This is a genomic window from Mycobacterium sp. EPa45, assembly GCF_001021385.1.
Lineage (GTDB): Bacteria > Actinomycetota > Actinomycetes > Mycobacteriales > Mycobacteriaceae > Mycobacterium.
In genome coordinates this window covers 4,894,973-4,914,767 of the sequence record NZ_CP011773.1, presented here as the reverse complement: position 1 = coordinate 4,914,767, position 19,795 = coordinate 4,894,973, and the positions used below count along the sequence as shown (strand labels likewise).

Annotated in this window: 21 protein-coding genes; 10 read left to right on the top strand and 11 right to left on the bottom strand. The window is 67.5% G+C overall.

Going from position 1 to position 19,795, the window contains the following annotated elements; genetic code table 11:
• Entirely contained in the window at positions 1–990 is a 990-nt protein-coding gene (gene dapD, locus AB431_RS23170) for a 2,3,4,5-tetrahydropyridine-2,6-dicarboxylate N-succinyltransferase (protein WP_200902786.1), read from the bottom strand.
• 2 nt (positions 991–992) lie between these two features.
• Here dapD and dapE point away from each other — a divergent pair, with 2 nt between their 5' ends.
• A complete protein-coding gene (gene dapE, locus AB431_RS23165; RefSeq protein WP_047331910.1) occupies positions 993–2,057 on the top strand; it encodes a succinyl-diaminopimelate desuccinylase in 1,065 nt (354 codons plus the stop codon).
• Here dapE and AB431_RS31505 read toward each other — a convergent pair.
• The gene (locus tag AB431_RS31505) at positions 2,047–4,116 is read right to left on the bottom strand and encodes an ATP-binding protein (protein WP_052960374.1); all 2,070 of its coding nucleotides are present in this window, start codon (positions 4,114–4,116) and stop codon (positions 2,047–2,049) included. The genes dapE and AB431_RS31505 overlap by 11 nt on opposite strands.
• Positions 4,117–4,187: 71 nt before the next feature.
• On the opposite strand from AB431_RS31505, the gene AB431_RS23155 reads away from it, so the two are divergent.
• The 7 genes from AB431_RS23155 to AB431_RS30155 all read left to right on the top strand — a co-directional run bounded on the left by AB431_RS23155 (position 4,188) and on the right by AB431_RS30155 (position 9,904).
• Positions 4,188–4,751: a TIGR00730 family Rossman fold protein gene (locus tag AB431_RS23155; protein ID WP_047331909.1), complete on the top strand. Its 564-nt coding sequence runs from the start codon at positions 4,188–4,190 to the stop codon at positions 4,749–4,751.
• A 50-nt stretch (positions 4,752–4,801) separates the two neighbouring features.
• Complete coding sequence (fadD6, locus tag AB431_RS23150) at positions 4,802–6,625, top strand: long-chain-acyl-CoA synthetase FadD6 (RefSeq protein WP_047333724.1); 1,824 nt, start codon at positions 4,802–4,804, stop codon at positions 6,623–6,625.
• Between the two features lie 142 nt (positions 6,626–6,767).
• Positions 6,768–7,592: a dihydropteroate synthase gene (gene folP, locus AB431_RS23145; RefSeq protein ID WP_235435960.1), complete on the top strand. Its 825-nt coding sequence runs from the start codon at positions 6,768–6,770 to the stop codon at positions 7,590–7,592.
• Positions 7,589–8,524, top strand: a complete 936-nt coding sequence (locus tag AB431_RS23140; protein ID WP_047331907.1) for a glucosyl-3-phosphoglycerate synthase — start codon at positions 7,589–7,591, stop codon at positions 8,522–8,524. The genes folP and AB431_RS23140 overlap by 4 nt, the downstream gene beginning before the upstream one ends.
• Positions 8,525–8,640: 116 nt before the next feature.
• Positions 8,641–8,991, top strand: a complete 351-nt coding sequence (locus AB431_RS23135) for a DivIVA domain-containing protein (protein ID WP_047331906.1) — start codon at positions 8,641–8,643, stop codon at positions 8,989–8,991.
• Complete coding sequence (locus tag AB431_RS23130) at positions 8,988–9,569, top strand: DNA-3-methyladenine glycosylase I (protein WP_047331905.1); 582 nt, start codon at positions 8,988–8,990, stop codon at positions 9,567–9,569. Before AB431_RS23135 ends, AB431_RS23130 begins: the two co-directional genes overlap by 4 nt.
• 167 nt (positions 9,570–9,736) lie before the next feature.
• Positions 9,737–9,904, top strand: coding sequence for a DUF3117 domain-containing protein (locus AB431_RS30155; RefSeq protein ID WP_005059648.1), 168 nt, complete (start codon positions 9,737–9,739; stop codon positions 9,902–9,904).
• Positions 9,905–9,957: 53 nt separating this feature from the next.
• Here the strand turns inward: AB431_RS30155 and glgA are convergent, their stop codons facing one another.
• A complete protein-coding gene (glgA, locus tag AB431_RS23125; protein WP_047331904.1) occupies positions 9,958–11,121 on the bottom strand; it encodes a glycogen synthase in 1,164 nt (387 codons plus the stop codon).
• A 179-nt stretch (positions 11,122–11,300) separates the two neighbouring features.
• On the opposite strand from glgA, the gene glgC reads away from it, so the two are divergent.
• On the top strand, positions 11,301–12,515 hold the full coding sequence (glgC, locus tag AB431_RS23120; protein ID WP_047331903.1) for a glucose-1-phosphate adenylyltransferase: 1,215 nt from the start codon (positions 11,301–11,303) through the stop codon (positions 12,513–12,515).
• Here glgC and AB431_RS23115 read toward each other — a convergent pair.
• From AB431_RS23115 to AB431_RS23105, 3 genes are read right to left on the bottom strand one after another with little or no spacing between them, the layout of a single operon-like run.
• Entirely contained in the window at positions 12,512–13,531 is a 1,020-nt protein-coding gene (locus AB431_RS23115; RefSeq protein WP_047331902.1) for a hypothetical protein, read from the bottom strand. The genes glgC and AB431_RS23115 overlap by 4 nt on opposite strands.
• Before the next feature lie 53 nt (positions 13,532–13,584).
• Positions 13,585–14,178, bottom strand: a complete 594-nt coding sequence (locus AB431_RS23110) for a DUF4126 domain-containing protein (RefSeq protein WP_047331901.1) — start codon at positions 14,176–14,178, stop codon at positions 13,585–13,587.
• Between the two features lie 57 nt (positions 14,179–14,235).
• On the bottom strand, positions 14,236–14,877 hold the full coding sequence (locus tag AB431_RS23105) for an NADPH-dependent F420 reductase (RefSeq protein ID WP_047331900.1): 642 nt from the start codon (positions 14,875–14,877) through the stop codon (positions 14,236–14,238).
• Between the two features lie 89 nt (positions 14,878–14,966).
• Here AB431_RS23105 and AB431_RS23100 point away from each other — a divergent pair, with 89 nt between their 5' ends.
• The gene (locus AB431_RS23100; RefSeq protein WP_047331899.1) at positions 14,967–15,539 is read left to right on the top strand and encodes a TetR/AcrR family transcriptional regulator; all 573 of its coding nucleotides are present in this window, start codon (positions 14,967–14,969) and stop codon (positions 15,537–15,539) included.
• Here AB431_RS23100 and AB431_RS23095 read toward each other — a convergent pair.
• The 5 genes from AB431_RS23095 to AB431_RS23075 are packed head-to-tail and all read right to left on the bottom strand — an operon-like array spanning position 15,508 to position 19,747.
• The gene (locus AB431_RS23095; protein WP_047331898.1) at positions 15,508–15,864 is read right to left on the bottom strand and encodes a hypothetical protein; all 357 of its coding nucleotides are present in this window, start codon (positions 15,862–15,864) and stop codon (positions 15,508–15,510) included. The two genes, AB431_RS23100 and AB431_RS23095, sit on opposite strands and share 32 nt — an antisense overlap.
• Positions 15,865–15,912: 48 nt before the next feature.
• A complete protein-coding gene (locus tag AB431_RS23090; RefSeq protein WP_047331897.1) occupies positions 15,913–16,587 on the bottom strand; it encodes an isoprenylcysteine carboxylmethyltransferase family protein in 675 nt (224 codons plus the stop codon).
• A gap of 7 nt (positions 16,588–16,594) precedes the next feature.
• Positions 16,595–18,184 (bottom strand): ABC transporter permease, encoded by a 1,590-nt coding sequence (locus AB431_RS23085; protein ID WP_047331896.1) that lies wholly within the window; start codon positions 18,182–18,184, stop codon positions 16,595–16,597.
• Entirely contained in the window at positions 18,181–19,104 is a 924-nt protein-coding gene (locus tag AB431_RS23080; RefSeq protein WP_047331895.1) for an ABC transporter ATP-binding protein, read from the bottom strand. The genes AB431_RS23085 and AB431_RS23080 overlap by 4 nt, the downstream gene beginning before the upstream one ends.
• Complete coding sequence (locus tag AB431_RS23075; protein ID WP_047331894.1) at positions 19,070–19,747, bottom strand: TetR/AcrR family transcriptional regulator; 678 nt, start codon at positions 19,745–19,747, stop codon at positions 19,070–19,072. The genes AB431_RS23080 and AB431_RS23075 overlap by 35 nt, the downstream gene beginning before the upstream one ends.
• Positions 19,748–19,795: the final 48 nt, after the last annotated feature.

Here is a 19,795-nt window from a genome sequence, read left to right as displayed (position 1 = left end):
CTAGTTGGCGTGCAGGGCCTCGTTCAGCGCGATGCCCTGACCGTCCCGAGCCACCACCTCGACCGCACCGGTCACCGAATTGCGCCGGAACAGAAGGTTGTTCGCGCCGGACAGTTCGCGGGCCTTGACCGTCGTCCCGTCCGGGGTGGTGACCTTGGTGCCCGCCGTCACGTAGAGGCCGGCCTCGATGATGCAGTCGTCGCCCAGCGAGATGCCCAGACCCGCATTGGCGCCGAGCAGGCAGCGCTTGCCCACCGAGATCACCTGCGTGCCACCGCCGGACAACGTGCCCATGATCGATGCGCCGCCGCCGACGTCGGAGCCGTCGCCGACCACCACACCGGCCGAGATGCGGCCCTCCACCATCGACGCGCCCAGCGTGCCGGCGTTGAAGTTCACGAACCCCTCGTGCATGACCGTGGTGCCGGGCGCCAGGTGCGCACCGAGGCGCACCCGGTCGGCGTCGGCGATCCGCACTCCGGTCGGCATCACGTAGTCGACCATGCGCGGGAACTTGTCGACGCCGAAGACCGTCACGGTGCCGCGACTGCGCAGCCGCAGCCGGACATCCTCGAAGCCCTCGATCTGGCACGGCCCGAAGTTCGTCCACACCACGTTGGTCAACACGCCGAAGATGCCGTCGAGGTTGAGCCCGTGCGGCTCGACGAGCCGATGCGACAGCAGGTGCAGCCTCAGGTAGGCGTCATACGTGTCGAGCGGCTTGTCGCCCAGGTCCTCGATCACCGTGCGCACGACGATCGTCTCGACTCCGCGCGCGGCATCGGGGCCGGCCACGGCGGCCAGGTCATCGGGCACCTCGGCGACCGAGAGCCGGACGCTGCCCGACGGGCTGTAGGCACCCAGTTCGGGATCCGGGAACCAGGTGTCGAGGACGGTTCCGTCCTCGGTGATGGTGGCCAATCCGACGCCGGCAGCAGAAGTCACGGTGCTCCACGGTAATGCATCGCGCTTGCCCGCTAGCCTGGTCAGTTGTGTTAGACCTGAGCGCCGACCCGATCGCGCTGACCGCCGCCCTCGTCGACATCCCGAGCGTGTCGCGCGATGAGGCGCGGATCGCCGACGAGGTCGAGTCCGCGCTGCGCGAGCAGGCGAGAGGCTACGAAGTCATCCGCAACGGCGACGCGGTGCTGGCGCGCACGAACTTCGGCCTGCCGTCCCGGGTGGTGCTGGCCGGCCACCTCGACACCGTCCCGATCGCCGACAACGTGCCGTCGGTGTTCGACGGTGACCACCTGTACGGCTGCGGCACATCGGACATGAAGTCCGGTGATGCGGTGTTCCTGCACCTGGCCGCCACGATCGCCGAGCCGGCCCACGACATCACCCTGATCATGTACGACTGCGAGGAGATCGAGGCCTCCGCCAACGGACTGAACCGCATCGAGCGTGACCTCCCGGACTGGCTGCAGGCCGACGTCGCGATTCTGGGCGAGCCCTCCGGCGGTTACATCGAGGCCGGTTGCCAGGGCACCCTGCGGGTGGTGATCTCGGCGACCGGAACCCGGGCGCACTCGGCCCGTTCTTGGCTGGGCGACAACGCAATTCACAAACTGGGCGCGGTGCTCGACCGGCTCGCGGCCTACGATGCCCGCATCGTCGACATCGACGGCTGCACCTACCGCGAAGGCCTGTCGGCGGTGCGGATCGAGGGCGGCGTCGCCGGCAACGTCATTCCCGACGCGGCCGACCTGACCGTCAACTTCCGCTTCGCCCCCGACCGCTCACCGGAACAGGCCCTCGCCCACGTGCGCGAGGTGTTCGACGGACTCGACGTGCGCCTGGAACAGACCGATGTGGCCGCCGGTGCGCTGCCCGGTCTGAACCACCCCGCCGCGGCGGCGCTGGTGACGGCCGCCGACGGAATGGTGCGGGCCAAGTACGGCTGGACCGACGTCGCCCGGTTCGCCGCGCTGGGCATCCCCGCGGTGAACTACGGCCCCGGCGATCCCAACCTGGCCCATAAGCGCGACGAACGGGTGGCACTGGCTCAGATCACCGCCGTCACCAAGACGCTGCGGCGCTACCTCACCGGGTGAACGCGCAGTCCACCGTCTCCGCCAGCTTCGAGATCGCGCCGGCGGCCTGCGTATCGCCGAGTCGCGCCGCCTCGTTCCATGCCCACACCGCAACCCCCAGCTGACCGCTGCGCTCGGCGGCGCGGGCGGCTTCGCGCGCAGCGTCGATCGCCCCGTGCGTGCCGTCGCCCACGGTGGCCAGCCGCCACGCGCGCGCCACGCCGAGCTCGGGAGCGAACAACGCCGACTTGGTGCCATGCCTCGCGTCGGCGCGGCTGAGCACCTTGGCCGACTCGGCGATCTCGCCCTGCTGGGCCAGCGCGGTGGTCAGGTACATCAGCGACAGCGGACCCCACGAGTAACCGGTGCGCTCCAGCGTCGCCGCGGCCGGGACCAGTAGCCGTACTGCACCCGCCGGATCGTTCTGCGCGATCAGCACCTGCGCCAACAGCACCTCACCGATCGAGCGCCCCGGCTGCGCCAGCTCGGCGAAGTCGGTGAACTCACCTGCAACCTCCAGCGCAGCGTCGGCCTGCCCGGTCATCAGCAGCTTCGTCGTCTGCGCCAGGCCGACGGTGAATCGCAGCAGCCCGGGATGCTCGGCGTCCAGCGCCCGCTGTACCAGTGCGTCCACCTGATCGAAGCGGCCCATCCGCGCCGAGCACAGCGCCGACGCGCTGGCGGCCCATGCGACCGCCATGTCTTCGGCTTCCGGGTCGGCCAGTACCCCGCCCGCGATCTCGAGCGCGCGCGCCACGTTGCCGGCGTTCATCGCGAAGGTGGCGGAGAGTGCATCCAGCGTCAGTCGGGCCGCCGTCGTGCTGATCTGTTTGCGGGTGTTCTGCAGGAATGCGGTCGCGCGCTCGGGTTCGGACAGCATCCAGAACTGATTGGCCGCCCGCGGCAGCGCCCACGCCATCACCTCGGCTTCGGACAATCCGGCGGCCTCCACTTCGGCCAGAACGGAATCCGCTTCCCGGCCGCGGCCCTGCCAAGCCAGCGCGTAGCTCAGCGCAAGTCGCGCATCGAAGCGTTCGCAGCGCTGCAGCGCTGCGCCGGCGAGCCGTTCGCTCAGGACGAGATCCCCGAGCCGCAACGCCTGTTGAGCCGAGGTCACCACATCGTCCACAGACTCGGGGGAGTCGCTGTCCAGCGCCAGCACGGCGCGGCCGAGGCGGTCACCCAGGTGGCGGTAGGGCTGGGTGGCGAGCTGGCCCAGGATCTCGGTGCGCAACCGCCGGGCATCGGTCGGGTCAGTCTCCAGTGCCACCCGCTCGACGAACAGTGGGTGTCCGGCATACACCGCCGATTCGAATAGCTCCGCGGCTCCGGTATTTTCGGCCTGATCGACGGCCTCGGCAGAAGTGAGCGCGACCAGATCGTCGCGGGAGAGCGGCTCATGCACGGCCAAGTAGCCCAGGGCGGTACGCGCCGCGACCGGCAGCTCGGCCAAAAACGCGTCGACGAGGGGCTCCAGCGACGTTGCCGCCGAGCGGGTCTGTAGGTGCAGTCGCAATTCCAGTGGATTGCCACCGGTGCGGCGGTACTCGTCACCCAGGGTCTGGCCCAATTCGGCTAGCACAGAACGTGTTTCGTCCTCGTCGAACGGGCCGATGTCGAGCATGGCCAGCAGGGCGTCCGCCCACAGCGCGGTCACTGCCGATTGCACTGTCGCGCCCGCCCGCACCGTGACGATCAGCCGCGCCGAGTCGTGCCGCGCCAAGTGGTAGACCAGACTGGCCGACAGCGGGTCGAGCAGCTGGGCGTCGTCGACGATGATCAGCGTGCTCTCGGCTTGAGCGAGTAGGGATTCCAGTGCCGAGTGGATCAGCGCCGCCGGTTTGCCTACCTCGTGGACCTCGACCAGTGGGCCGAACGCTCCGAACGGCACTGCGGCCTGCGTCGCGGTGGCTTTCACCCGGACCGGGTTCTTCTCGCCGAGTCGCTCGGCGATGTGGCCGGCGAGCGTCGTCTTCCCGGTCCCGTCGGCGCCGACCAAGGCCAGACCGCGATGGCTCTCGAGCAGTTCGATCGCGTCATCCAGGGACTGGCGCGGCACGAGAGGCCACCGATTCGGCATAGCCGGACTTTATTTGCCGGGCCGCACCGGCACGGCAATAGCCGCAAATCGGCTGCGTTAGGTTTGCCGGTGTGGAACCGGAGAACCGCGACGACGAGTGGGCCGTGTGCGTCTACTGCGCATCCGGACCGCGCCACCCCGACCTGCTCGACCTCGCCCGCCGGGTGGGCGAGGCGATCGCGGATCGCGGCTGGACGCTGGTGTCCGGTGGCGGCAACGTCTCGGCGATGGGGTCCGTGGCCGAGGGCGCACGATCGCACGGCGGCCGGACCGTCGGTGTCATCCCGAAGGCTCTGGTGCACCGTGAGCTGGCCGACGTCGAGGCCGACGAGCTGATCGTCACCGACACCATGCGGCAGCGCAAACAAGTCATGGAAGACCGCAGCGACGCCTTCCTCACACTTCCGGGCGGGATCGGCACGCTGGAGGAACTTTTCGAAACTTGGACCGCGGGGTACCTGGGTATGCATGCAAAGCCGGTGGTGTTGCTCGATCCCGGCGGCCACTACGACGGTCTGCGCACCTGGCTGGGAACTCTCGTCGGATCCGGCTTCGTCGCTGCGGCCGCACTGGACCGGCTGGTGGTCGCCAGGGACGTCGAGGCCGCACTCGACGCCTGCACACCCCGGACGTGACCGGGGTTACGCTGACCCGCGGGACGGGCGAGATACGGGAGGTGGCACCGATGGCCAGCAATAGTTCTGACGAATCCGGCGAATCCGGTTCGAAAGACTCGGGTGCCAAGCACTCGGTCGGTCTGCTGGATCTTGCCACCAGGCTGCCGTCGGTGGTGATGGATGCGCCCGTGATTCTGCGTGGTGCGCTGACCGGCCTGCTGGCCCTGCCGACCACGAAGACGTCGATCGGAAAGGTGTTCCAGGAGCGCGCCGCGAAGTATGCCGACAAGGTGTTCATCCGGATGGGCGACGACAAGATCACCTACCGCGAAGCCAACGAGACCGCCAACCGCTTCGCGGCGGTGTTGGCCGACAAGGGAGTTGGCCGCGGCGACGTCGTCGGCATCATGCTGCGCAACTCACCCAACGCCGTTCTGCTGATGCTCGCGGCGGTCAAATGCGGCGCGGTCGCCGGCATGCTGAACTACCACCAGCGCGGAGATGTGTTGTCGCACAGCATCGGTCTGCTGGATGCCACCGTCGTCATCGCCGAGTCCGACCTGATCGACCCGATCAAGGAGAGCGGAGCCGAAGTCGCCGAACTGGTGACGATCGACGATGTCGAGGAGCAGGCCAAAGGCAAGCCGACGGACAATCCTGCGTCGGCGTCGGAGGTCCAGGCCAAGGACACCGCCTTCTACATCTTCACCTCGGGCACCACCGGGCACCCCAAGGCCAGCGTGATGACGCACCATCGGTGGCTGCGTGCGCTGGCCGCTTTCGGCGGATTGGGATTGCGGCTCAACAGCAACGACACCCTGTACTGCCCGCTGCCGCTCTACCACAACAACGCGCTCACAGTCGCGGTGTCCTCGGTGATCAACGCGGGCGGCACCCTGGCGTTGGGCAAGTCGTTCTCAGCGTCGCGGTTCTGGGACGACGTCATCCAAATGGAAGCCACCGCGTTCATCTACATCGGCGAGGTCTGCCGCTATCTGCTGAACCAGCCGCCCAAGGACACCGACCAGCGGCACAAGATCCGGGTGATCGCGGGCAACGGGCTGCGCCCGGAGATCTGGGACGAGTTCACCAAGCGGTTCAACATCGGCCGGGTGGCAGAGTTCTATGCCGCCAGCGAGGGCAACACCGCGTTCATCAACATCTTCAACATTCCCAAGACCACCGGCATCAGCCCGACGCCGCTGGCCTATGTGGAGTACGACGCGGAGACCGGTGAGCCGGCGCGCGACGAGAACGGCCGCGTCCGCAAGGTGCCGCCCGGTCAGCCGGGCCTGCTGATCAGTCCGGTGAACAAGCTCTCGCCCTTCGACGGCTACACCGACAAGGAAGCCAGCGAAAAGAAGTTGGTGCGCAACGCTTTCAAAGAAGGCGACGTCTGGTTCAACACCGGTGACGTGATGAGCCCGCAGGGTATGCGGCACGCCGCCTTCGCCGATCGGCTCGGCGACACCTTCCGGTGGAAGGGCGAGAACGTCGCCACCACCCAGGTCGAGGCAGCGCTGGGCCAGGACAAGAACGTCGAGGAGTCCACGGTGTTCGGCGTCGAGGTGCCCGACACCGGCGGGCGGGCCGGCATGGCGGCGATCAAGCTGCGCGACGGGGTGGAGTTCGACGGCAAGGCGCTGGCCGAGACGGTCTACAGCAACCTGCCCGGTTATGCCGTGCCATTGTTCATCCGGATCGTGGAGTCGCTGGAGACCACGTCGACGTTCAAGAGCCGCAAAGTCGACCTGCGCAAGCAGGGCTACGGCACCGACGACGAGAAGATCGAGGACCCGCTCTACGTGCTGAAGGGCCGCGACGAGGGCTACGTCCCGTTCTACGACGAATACCCGGAGGAAGTGGCGTCCGGCTCCCGCCCCAAGGGCTAGGCCAGGTTCGCCCAAACCGCCATTTCGCCGAAGAAGTGCGAGTGGAAGTCCGCATTTCGTCGATCTCGACGCGACCAGGCACCATGGTGGGGTGAAGCCGACGTTCTGCGGCCGGCCGGTGGCCGGTGATCGCGCGCTGATCATGGCGATCGTCAACCGCACGCCCGACTCGTTCTACGACCGGGGCGCGACGTTCACTGACGAGGCCGCCAAGGACGCCGCCCACCGAGTCGTCGCCGAGGGCGCCGACGTCGTCGACGTCGGGGGAGTCAAGGCCGGGCCGGGTTCCACCGTCGACGCCGACGAGGAAATCGCCCGCGTGGTGCCGTTCATCGAGTGGCTGCGTAGCGAATACCCCGACCAGCTGATCAGCGTCGACACCTGGCGTTCGGCCGTGGCCAAGCAGGCCTGCGCAGCTGGAGCGGACCTGATCAACGACACCTGGGCCGGTGCCGATCCCGCGCTGCCCGAGGTCGCCGCCGAGTTCGGCGCCGGGTTGGTGTGCTCACACACCGGGGGCGCGACGCCGCGCACCCGCCCGTTCCGGGTCAACTACGGCACGACGGTCACCGGAGTGGTCGACGACGTCATCGCCGAGGTCACGTCGGCGGCCGAACGCGCCGTCGCGCTTGGTGTGGCCAGGGACGCGATCCTGATCGATCCCACCCACGATTTCGGCAAAAACACTCATCACGGTCTTACTTTGTTGCGCCACGTAAAAGATCTTGTTAATACCGGATGGCCCGTCCTGATGGCGCTCAGCAACAAAGATTTCGTCGGGGAGACTTTGGGTGTGGAGCTCACCCAACGCCTCGAGGGCACGCTGGCGGCGACGGCTTTGGCCGCTGCCGACGGAGCCCGGATGTTCCGGGTGCACGAGGTGGGACCCACTCGGCGCGTACTGGAAATGGTCGCGTCGATCCGTGGGGAGCGTCCGCCTGCGCGGACGGTGAGGGGCCTGGCATGACCGAACTCGCCAACGACACACTTCCCGGCGACACCTGGCTGTCTGACCACAGCTGGAGCCGGCCGACCTGGACCATCGACGAACTCGTGGCCGCCAAGCGCGGCCGCACGATCTCCGTCGTCCTGCCTGCGCTCAACGAGGAGGAAACGGTCGGTTCGGTCATCGAGAGCGTCCGTCCGCTGCTCGGTGGCCTGGTCGACGAGCTGATCGTGCTCGATTCCGGCTCCACCGACGACACCGAGATCGAAGCCATCGCCGCCGGCGCCCGCGTGGTCACCCGCGAGCAGGCGGTGCCCGAGGTCGAGCCGCAGCCGGGCAAGGGCGAGGTGCTGTGGCGCTCGCTGGCCGCCACCCGCGGCGACATCATCGTGTTCGTCGACTCCGATCTCATCGACCCGGATCCGATGTTCGTGCCGCGGCTGGTCGGCCCGCTGCTGACCGGCGACGGGATCCACCTGGTCAAGGGCTTCTACCGCCGGCCGCTCAAGGTCGGCAAGGGCGAGGACGCCAACGGCGGCGGCCGGGTCACCGAGTTGGTCGCCCGCCCGCTGCTGGCCGCGCTGCGGCCCGAACTGGGCTGCGTGCTGCAGCCGCTGGGCGGTGAGTACGCCGGCACCCGCGAGCTGCTGACGTCAGTGCCGTTCGCGCCGGGCTACGGCGTGGAGATCGGCCTGCTGGTCGACACCTACGACCGGCTGGGGTTGGGTGCGATCGCGCAGGTCAACCTGGGTGTACGTAGTCACCGCAACCGGCCGCTGATCGAGCTGGGCGCGATGAGCCGTCAGGTGATCGCCACCCTGCTGTCGCGCTGCGGCATCACCGACTCCGGGATCGGCCTGACTCAGTTCCTGCCCGACGGGCACGACGGGTATCTGCCGCGGACCACCAAGGTCTCGCTGGCCGACCGCCCGCCGATGAACACCCTGCGCTGAGTTTGGCCGCCTCTCCCGCCCAAACCGACATTTCGCAGCGAAACTGCGAGTGGAAGCCTGCAAAACGTCGATCTCGGCACGCAGGTTGTCGGCCGGCTAGGGCAATATCTTCTGACGTGACGTTGATCCTGCTGTACCTGGTGGTGCTGATCCTGATCGGCATCGTTCTGTTCGGGGTGGCCAGCCTGGTCTTCGGGCGGGGCGAGGACCTGCCGCCGCTGCCGCGGGCGACGACGGCCACCGTGCTGCCGGCCTCCGGCGTCACCGGCGAGGACGTCGACGCCGTCAAGTTCACCCAGGTGCTGCGCGGCTACAAGACCAGTGAGGTGGACTGGGTGCTGGACCGCCTCGGTGCCGAACTGGACCAGCTGCGCGGCGAGCTGTCCGCGGTGCGGGCGGCCGCGGGGCTGGACGAGAAGGTGGTCACCCACCACGCCGCGCCGGGCGCCGACGAGGACCCGACGTGACCGAGCTAGCCCCCGATGACGGCCGCACCCGCTGCGGCTGGGCGCAGGGCCAGTCGGTGCTGTACCGCGACTACCACGACGACGAATGGGGCCGGGTGCTGCGCGGCCGGGTGCCGCTGTTCGAGCGGATGAGCCTCGAGGCATTCCAGAGCGGTCTGTCCTGGCTGATCATCCTGCGCAAACGCGACAACTTCCGGAAGGCGTTCAAGAGCTTCGACATCGAGAAGGTCGCCCGGTTCACCGAGCGCGACATCGCCCGGTTGATGGCCGACGAGGGCATCGTGCGAAACCGCGCCAAGATCGAGGCCACCATCGCCAACGCCAGGGCTGTCGCCGACCTCGATGTCGACCTGTCCGACCTGCTCTGGTCCTACGCCCCGCCGCCGCGCCCACGCCCCAAGACCATGGCCGAGGTGCCCGCGATCACGCCGGAGTCGCAAGCCATGGCCAAGGACCTCAAGAAGCGGGGCTTCCGCTTCGTCGGCCCCACCACCGCGTATGCGCTCATGCAGGCCACGGGCATGGTCGACGATCACCTCGCTTCGTGCTGGGTGCCGCGCCCCACAGCCGTCGCCTGAGAGCCCAAATCGGACCCCCTCAATCGGGCCTTTCACACCCATGCTCGCCGATAGGGAACAATAGAATCGAAAACAAGCAGTTCAGTGCCGGACGCACCAGCCACAGTGCCCCGGCGCCGGACCGGGTCCGTGAACACGGGCCGGCTCGAATCTGGAGGGAGCACTCGATGGCGGCGATGAAGCCCCGGACTGGTGACGGTCCGTTGGAAGCAACCAAGGAGGGGCGCGGCATCGTGATGCGGGTACCGCTGGAAGGCGGTGGACGGCTGGTTGTCGAGTTGACGCCCGACGAGGCGGCCGCCCTCGGTGACGAACTCAAGAACGTCACCAGCTAACTGATCCATCTTCGAAACCCCGCAACCCGCGGGGTTTCTCCTCTGCGGTGGGTCTACGCCGACACGTTGCGATAAATCTCCAGCGTCTGCTCGGCGATGTGCGCCCAGGAGAACTCGTCGATACAGCGTTGCCGTCCGGCCGCCCCGAAGCGGCGTGCCTTCTCCGGATCGCCCACGAGTGCATTGACCGCGTCGGCCAGTCTGGTCTCGAAGCCCGCCGGGTCGCTCGACTCGTAGTGCACAAGAGTGCCCGTCACGCCGTTGTCGACCACCTCGGGTATGCCGCCGACGTCGGAGGCCACCACGGCCGTCCCGCAGGCCATCGCTTCCAGATTCACGATCCCCAGCGGCTCGTACACCGACGGGCATACGAAAGCTGTTGCAGCCGAGAGTATTTCGCGGATCTTGCCGATGGGCAGAAACTCCTGCACCCAGAACACGCCGCTGCGCCGCCCGGCCAGTTCCTGCACCGCCGAGCTCACCTCAGCGGCGATCTCGGGTGTATCGGGCGCGCCGGCGCACAAAACCACCTGAATTTCCGGGTCGAACCGGTGGGCCGCGGCAATCAGGTGGGGGACACCTTTCTGCCGGGTGATCCGGCCGACGAACGCCACCATCGGCCGCGACGGGTCGACGCCGAGTTCGGCGAGCACCGATTCGCCCCGCTCGGGCGGCGTCGGATACCAGACGTCGGTGTCGATGCCGTTCTTCACGACGTGAACGCGGTTGGGGTCCAATGCGGGATAGACCGACAAGACGTCCTCGCGCATACCGGAACTGACCGCGATCACCGCGTCGGCGGCTTCGATCGCGGTCCGCTCGACCCACAGCGACACCCGGTAGCCGCCACCGAGCTGTTCAGCCTTCCACGGTCGTAACGGTTCGAGAGAGTGCGCGGTGAGCACGTGCGGGACGCCGTAGAGCAGCGCCGCGAGGTGACCGGCCATCCCGGTGTACCAGGTGTGCGAGTGCACAACCGTCGCCTCGGCGGCCGCGTTGGCCATCACCAGATCCGCCGACAGCGTCGACAGCGCCGGGTTGGCCCCCTTGAGTGCGGGGTCGGGCTGGTGAACGAAGGCGCCGGAGCGCGGGGCGCCCATGCAATGCACGTCGACTTCGCACAGGCGCCGCAACTGGGCGACGAGTTCTGTCACGTGCACGCCCGCCCCGCCGTAAACCTCGGGTGGGTACTCCCGAGTCATCATCGCCACCCGCATACGCCCGACGGTAGTGGCCCGCGCTGCGCGACGCATCCCCCATCCCGTCGCTTCGCTCGCCCCGACCTTGTGGGTCAACGTGGTTGTGCCCGACCCCAAGTCGCCTCGGGCGCGACACCGCGACCTGCAATAGCGGCGTTGGTCTAGCCGTCGGTTGCGTGTGCCGATAGGTTTGCAGGATGAGGGAATTGCCACATGTGCTGGGCATCGTCCTGGCCGGCGGAGAGGGCAAACGGCTATATCCGCTGACCGCAGACCGGGCCAAGCCGGCTGTTCCCTTCGGCGGCGCGTACCGGCTGATCGACTTCGTGCTGTCGAATCTGGTCAACGCACGTTATTTGCGCATCTGTGTGCTCACCCAGTACAAGTCGCATTCGCTCGACCGGCACATCTCGCAGAACTGGCGATTGAGCGGCCTGGCCGGTGAGTACATCACGCCGGTTCCCGCCCAGCAGCGGCTCGGTCCGCGCTGGTACACGGGTTCGGCCGACGCGATCTACCAGTCGCTGAACCTGATCTACGACGAGGATCCGGACTACATCGTGGTTTTCGGTGCCGACCACGTGTACCGGATGGACCCCGAGCAGATGGTCAAGTTCCACATCGAGAGCGGCGCCGGTGCCACTGTCGCCGGTATCCGGGTCCCGCGCGCCGAAGCGCACGCGTTCGGTTGCGTCGACGCCGACGAATCCGGCCGTATTCGCGAGTTCATCGAGAAGCCGGCCGATCCGCCGGGTACGCCCGACGATCCCGAGCAAACCTTTGTGTCGATGGGCAACTACATCTTCACCACCAAGGTGCTCATCGATGCGATCCGCGCCGACGCCGACGACGACAATTCCGACCACGATATGGGCGGCGACATCATCCCGAGACTGGTGTCCGACGGCATGGCGGCGGTCTACGACTTCAGTAACAACGAGGTGCCCGGCGCCACCGAGCGCGACCACGGCTACTGGCGTGACGTCGGGACGCTGGACGCGTTCTACGACGCCCACATGGATCTGGTGTCCGTGCATCCGGTGTTCAACCTCTACAACAAGCGCTGGCCGATCCGCGGGGAGTCGGAGAACCTGGCACCGGCCAAGTTCGTCAACGGCGGCTCGGCGCAGGAGTCGGTGGTCGGCGCCGGCAGCATCATCTCGGCGGCCTCGGTTCGTAACTCGGTGTTGTCGAGCAATGTCGTGATCGAGGACGGCGCCATCGTCGAGGGCAGTGTGCTGATGCCCGGCGTGCGGGTGGGCCGCGGTGCCGTGGTGCGGCACGCGATCTTGGACAAGAACGTCGTCGTGGGTCCCGGTGAGATGGTCGGCGTCGATCTGGAGAAGGACCGTGAGCGGTTCGCGCTCAGCGCCGGCGGCGTGGTGGCCGTCGGGAAGGGCGTCTGGATCTAGCTGGGCGGAAGCAGTTCGGGGCCGATGATCTGGACGCTACTGCTGCCGTCCGGGTCGCTACCGGTCACCAGTACCGCGCCTGAATTCGGCTCGACCGCAACGGAGTTGGGCTGGCGCACGGTAGCCAAATCGGTGAGTGCCCGGCTGGCTGCCGGGTTCGCGACATCGACCACCCGCACGGCGTTGCGCTCGGTCAACGTGATGTAGAGGCGGTGGCGGCGGGCGTCGTAGGCCAACCCGTAAGGCTTGCCCGGCGCGTCGATTCTGGCCACCTGGCGCACGCCAGGATCAATGCGTTCGACATAGACGGCGCCGCCGTCGGTGTCGGCGAAGGCGGCCAGGTCACCCGACAACGAGATCGCATGGGTGAGCTTGGTTCCGACCGGGGCTTGGGCAACCTGTTGGTTTGTCGAGCCGTCGTAGACCCATACCCCGTTGCCCTGCACGTCGGCAACGGCCGCGTAGTTGCCGACGGCCGCGGCCCCGCCGGGTTGCGGAGGGCCTGCGGGAAGCGAGGCGAGGACCCGTCCGTCGCGCACGAATACGACGCCACCGCCGCCTTCGTTGGTGACCACGATCGTTCCGGACGTTGTTGCCGCCGCGTCGTGCGGCTGGCGCCCGACGCCGGTGGCCGTTGCCGTGATGCGCCCGTCGGCGAGGGTCATCTCGAGCAACTCGTCGGATCCCTCCAAGGGGATCAGGACGGGCCCATCCGGCGCCGCCAGGCTGAGGTGGCGTGCGGCACTGGGGGTCGGGATCCGCTGGCGTTGCGCGCCGGTGGTGGCATCGAAGAGAACCACCTCATTCGGATTCCGCGCGGCGACGGCCGCTATTCCCGACGTCCCCACGACGATGCCTTCTGGTGCGTTGCCGAGCCGGACGATGGAGCCGACCGGCGTCGCGGTGGGCGGCCCCGCTGCCGCGGGCTCGGCGGGCGGTGCGTGCGTTATTGCGACCGGCGCCGACCGGCCGGCGCATCCGGCGGTCAGACCACATCCGACTGCCAGGATGCACATGGCGGTTGAAAGGTGGCGCTCCACGTGCGCTCAGTGCCCCGCCCCGGTACCGGCTAAACCGGTCGCCGCTGCGTCCTGCGCCGTCGTCGGCGGCGCCACAGCGCGACGGCCGCCCACACCAGAGCGATCATCACCACGAGGACCAGCGCGGGGATCAGGATCGCGATGAACACCAGCGCGGCGCTGGTGATGTCCTCGATCGTGCTCAGCACGGGTGCTGCCGTGCCGGCCGAGGCGACATTGGCCGCGGGGCGAACAGCCGTCTTCGTCAGATGGACAATCAGCGCGGTGACGACACCGATCGCGACCGGAACCCACTGCCCGGTTCGGGCGAACTCACCGGGGTCGGCGACCGCGGCGGTCTGTGCGGCGGTGCCGGAGCCGAACACGATGCCACCGGCGGTCGGGCGGATGAACGTCTGCACTGCGTCGTTGACCGAGTCCAGCGCCGGGATCTTGTCGGCGACGATCTCCACCGCCAACAGGACCGCGACAATCGTGATCACCCAACCGTTTTCCAACCACGACCATCCGTGCGGCAGGGCCACCAGGTCGGTGAACCGGGCGAGCAGTCCCAGCGAGAGCAGCGGGATGTAGGCGTTGAGGCCGGCGGCGGTGGCCAGCCCGAAGCCGGTCATCAGCTCCATGCGCCTCCTTCGGCAGGGCGGTGTCGCATCCAGGATGACGCGTCACCGCCCGAGCTGTCAGGCGTCGGCGAGATCCATTTCCGCCGGGTTGGCTCCAGCGATGGGTTGGGAGATGAAGCTTCGGGTGGTCAGTGGGCCGCCGAACTGCTGCAGCAGACCGCCCTGATCGTTGCGGCCCAGGTCGATCGGCTCGAAACCGAACCGCGCGATCAAGTCCGCCACCTCGCTGTTGGCGCCGGCGTCATTGCCGCTCACGAACAGCACCCGCCGGCCGCCGTGTCCGTCACCGGGTTCGTGGGCGAGCACCTTGGCCCAGGTGTGTCCGAACGCCTTGACCACCCGGGCGTTGTTCGACCACTCTCCGACCAGATCGGAGGACGCGCGGCCGCCCAGGTTGGCCGGTGAAAAGTTGCTGTAGTCAATGGCATTCGTGGCATCGACGATGACGCGGCCGCCCCAGTCCGGCACCTGCGCGACAAGGGCCTTGACGGCATCGAACGGCACGGCCAGGACGACGACGTCGGCCAGCAGAGCCTCGGACACTTCGGTGGGCACGATGTGGGAGCCCAGTTTGTCGGCCAGCGGTGCGACTCCGGCCGGCCCCCGCGACGCGGCGACCGCGACATCGAGGCCGATCCGCGCGAAGTGGCCCGCGACCGCAGATCCGATATTGCCGGAACCGATGATGGCGTACGTCATGTCAGCATCCCCATAGTTTTGTAGTGGTCGTTAAAGTTATTTTTGGACGTTAGCAGAACCTGGTGACACGCGGCGCCTAGGATCTACACATGGCTCGGCCGCCCAAGTTCGATCGTGCGGAGGCGCTGCGTTGTGCCATGCACCTGTTCTGGGAGCGCGGGTTCGAGGGCACATCTGTCAACGATCTCACCGATGCCATGGGGATCTCGGCGCCGAGCCTGTATGCCGCGTTCGGGGACAAGCAGGCGCTCTATGAGGCGGCGGTCGATCTCTACGAACTGACCGCCGTTGTGCCGCCCGCGCTTGAAGAGGCCACCGCACGTGGGGCTTTCGAGGCGATGCTGGACCGGGCGGTGACGTTGTACACCAGGCCCGGTCATCCACGTGGCTGCTTCGTCATCGCCGACCCAGTGCTCAAACAGCGCAGGGCGTCTGGACGCACGGCCATCGCCGAGCGGCTGCGCCGTTCTCAGCGGGCCGGTGACCTCGACGGCGGGGTGGACGTCGAGGCGCTGACCGATTACATCGACACGGTCTTGCGGGGGCTGTCGGCCAAGGCGCGAGATGGTGCCAGCCGCAGGCAACTACGAGCCGCCGCCGATCTTGCGCTCACTGCCTGGCCTGAGCGGGTCAGGCACCGGGCTGCTTCGTCACCACCGTGAACAGCTGCGCAATACGGTCGTTCTCGACAATCGCGACATCGAAGCCGGAGATCAGCGGGTCTGAAGCGGCACTGCCCGGGGCGAAGACGTTGAATGCCAGATACCCCATGTTGGCCACCTGGTGGACGGGGCCGTTCTCGACGAAACTCAAGCCCGCAAGCGGGCCGTCGAGCAGTGCCTGAGCCTTCTCGTGCAGCCGGTCGTGTCCGATCACGGTCTCTTCGGCATCAGACCAGCGGACGTCCTGCGCGTAGTTGCGCCGAACCACTTCCAGCCGCCGCTGGGCGTCTCGCTCGTTGAACACCGCGAGGAGGTTCTCCTGCATCAACCGAATGATGTTTTGGCTCAATGCGTTCCCCTTCGTCGGATGGTCTCACCAGACCAGCGGCACCAGCCGGTAGCGTACCTTCTCCAGGTATTGCCGGTAGCCTTCCAGTTGCTCGGAGAGCAGCTTCTCCTCGTCGAGGATCCGGACGACCATGAGAAGGGTTCCCGCGACCACGATCAGCAGCGCCCAGTACGAGCCGAGCGCCAGCGCGATTCCGATCATGAGGATCACATTGCCGGAATACATCGGGTGCCGCACAACGCCGTACAGTCCGGTGCTCGCCAGCGGCTGGCCCTTTTCGATGGTGATGTTCGCCGAGGCGTACTGATTCTGCGCGACGACCGCCATCGCCAACCCCAGTCCGGCGGCCACCAGCACGTCGCCGACGATCGACAGCCACGCCGGCACATGCGACCAGCCGAACCGATAGTCCAACGCCGGCACCACCAGCATCGCAGCGAACGCGATGAACGTCCCGGTCATGACCACCTTCTGGATGGGCCGGCTCTCGGCCTGGGGGCCGGCGTGGGTACGTCGCTCGACGGCATCCGGATACTTTCGGGCGAGGTACAACGTGGGGACGAGAGTGGCCGTGCTGAACACTGCGAGGAGAGCCCAGCCCTGCCAATAGTTCACGGTGCCTGCGGGCACGAAGAGCAACACGGCGAACGCGGCGATGCCCAGGACGGATGTGACCGCAGTACGAATTGACGTATTCATCCCTCTCCTAGACGACGTCGCGGCGGCGGTAGAGGGCTCCCGCGATGAGCGTTAGCACGACCGCCGTCGCCACCATCACGCTCAACGCCACAACGGAGACCGATGCCGGAGCGGTGGTTCGGCCAACCGGCGATGCGTCGATGAGCCATCGCGGCAACCGCAGCAACGCGCCGAGATACAACGCGAGCACCACGAAAGTGACTGCCAGCCAGCCTATCCCGGTCTGCCGCAGTGCGACGGCCAGCGCTGCCACGCTGGCGATCACCGCCATCGCGGGCAGGAATGCCATCGCAGCCAGGGTCAGCCGCACGATCGTGGCGGGCTCGCCGAGCGTCAGGCCCGCACCAAGGCCGTTGCCCAAACCCGCGCAGGCAAGCAGCACTGCCGCACCGGTCATCGCTGCACCCACAGCCGACAACAGCCACGTCCAGCGCGACACTGCACCTGCCAGTACCACCTCGCCGATTCCCGACTCTTCGTCCCGGCTGAGCCGCAGCACAACAGTGACCACATACGCCGTCGTCGCGGCGGCCAGGAACTGCGTCATCGTGGTGTAGACACCATCGGTGCCCTGCGCCGAAAGCACCCGTGCCAGCAGCTCGTTGCCGCTCGCCGCGTCCAGCAGTGACTTGGTCATCGAGCCGAACGCCGCCCCGGCGATCAGCAGACCGATCGCCCAGCCCACCGTCAGACCGCGGTGGATCACCAGCTGCAGTCCGAATACGCCGCCGACCGGCCGGGCACGGGTGTACTCGCCGGAGGACGCCAGGACGCCGTCGTCGTACTCGCGGCGGCTCTCCAACGCCACCGTGGCGACGACGAGTGCGGCGGCCGCAACGGCCAGCAGCCCCAGCGGCCACCAGCGCAACGCGACGAACGGGCGCATCTGCTGTGCCCAGGCGATGGGGGAGAGCCAACTCAGCGCGCTGCCCGAGTTGTCGATCACGTCGCCGGCGCCCCGTACCAGCACCGCGGCGGCCAGCGCCGCGAGGGCCGCGCCACTGGCAGTTCGAGCCTGGCGCCACAACTGAGCACACAGCGCCGCGAGCGCGCCGAAGACGCTCGCCACAGCCGTGATACCCACGCACATCGCCGCGGTATCGGCGATCCGGAAGCCACAGGCCGCCATGCCGATTGTCATCGTCACCGCCAGTACTGCGTTCACCAGCACGATCAGAATCACCGCGGCGGCAGTGCGGGCGTGACGGCCGACGACCGAGGACAGCACCAGCTCGGCGGCACCGCTTTCCTCTTCGGCGCGGGTGTGGCGGATGACTGTCAGCACCGAAAGAATTGATGCCGCCACGATCAGTGTCAGGGTGAGCTCGTTGGCCATCATGACGCCGAGATCGGTTTCGTTTCCCCCGAACATGGGGCCGCCCAACATGATTCCGGCCGGCGTCTTGAGCAGATTGACCCGTGCCTGACGCTGCGCCACATCGGGATAAGCCAGTTTGATCGCGTTGGGGGCGTAGATCATCATCAGTGTCAGCACCGAGACCCACACCGTCAGCCGGATCCGGTCGCGGCGCAGGGCGAAGCGGACCAGCGCGACGGTCCCGGTCAGCGAGGACGGCGCCGAGGCGGTCGCGATCATTGCGCCGGAGTCCGGTATTCGCGCAGAAACAGGTCTTCCAATGACGCCGGTGACACGGTGAGGTCGACGAGGCCCAGCTGGGTGAGGTGCGACATCGTCGCGTCCAGCACGTCGCGACCGACCGTGAACCGGACCTGTCCGTCGACGATGTCCACCTCGTGCAAGCCCGGCCATCGGGTGACCACGGTTGGGTCACGGCGGGTACGTGCCGTCACTGTGGTGCGCATCAGATGCTGCAGCTGGGCCAGCGATCCGGATTGGACGGTGCGGCCGGCCCGAATGATTGTGACTGTGTCACAGACTTTTTCGACCTCGGCGAGGACGTGGCTGGATAGCAGGACTGCCGCGCCGCGACGAGCCACCTCCTGCACGCACTGCTGAAAGACGTTCTCCATCAGCGGGTCGAGGCCCGATGTGGGTTCATCGAGGATGTAGATGTCGGCGTCGGTGGCGAAGGCCGCGACCAGCGCAACCTTCTGGCGGTTGCCCTTCGAATACGTGCGGGACTTCTTGTGCGGGTCGAGTTCGAAGCGCTCGATCAGCTGGTCGCGCCGACGCGGATCCGCACCGCCGCGCAGGGCGCAGAGGAAGTCGATCACCTGCCCACCGGTCAGGTTCGGCCACAGCGTCACATCGCCCGGCACGTAGGCGATCCGCCGATGCAGCGCCACCGCGTCGCGCCACGGGTCGCCGCCGAGCAACCGCACATGCCCGCCGTCGGCGCGCAGCAGTCCCAACAGGATTCGGATGGTCGTGGACTTTCCCGCGCCGTTGGGGCCCAGGAATCCCGCGACCGACCCTGCCCGGACGGTCAGGTCCATCCCGTCCAGGGCGCGTGTCCGGCCGAAAGTCTTTACCAGCCCCTGAATTTCGACGGCGGCGGTGTCAGTGCGCGCCGTCGGTGCCGATGCTGTCGTCATCTTGTTCTCCCTCGGTGTGGGTCACAATTTCGCCGTGTGCCGCGAAGCTGTCGAACATCGTCGAATCGGTGAGCAGGCCTTCGGTGTATATCTCGAGGGCCGGCAGCATCATCTCGTTGGCGTAGTCGTGTAGAACGGCTCGCAAATCCGTTGGGTTGTCGTGCAATTGGAGGTAGAGCAGGAAGGCGCCGCCGCCGGCCATACCCAGATACTTCGCCCGGGCGGCCGGGTCGCGGCTGGGCTTGATGGTGCCGGCTCGGACCCCGTCGTCGAGATAGCCTTCGACTCCTGCGAACATCGTGCGCCACAGGTTCCGGGCCAGTTCTCCACCGGTCTGCATACTGCGCACCAGGTACGCCATCATCGGCGCGAACGACTCGATGTCGGCCGCCGCGGCCAGCCAGGTGGCGGGATCGCTGGAGCGGATCGTTTCGGACTTCTCGCTGCGAACCTCTTCGGCGATGTAGTCGTCGCAGGCTCGGCGCAGCCCGTCCTTCGACCCGAAGTGGTGGATCACCAGTCCGGGGCTGACACCCGCGGCCTCCGCGATCGCGCGCACCCCGACGTCGAATCCGCGCGCGCCGAACAGCTCGATGGCCGCATCACGGATCCGGGCCACAGTCGTGAGGTCCGTTGAACGCATGTTTAGGATGCTAAACACCTGTTCAATCGTCGGTCAAGCATCAACCCC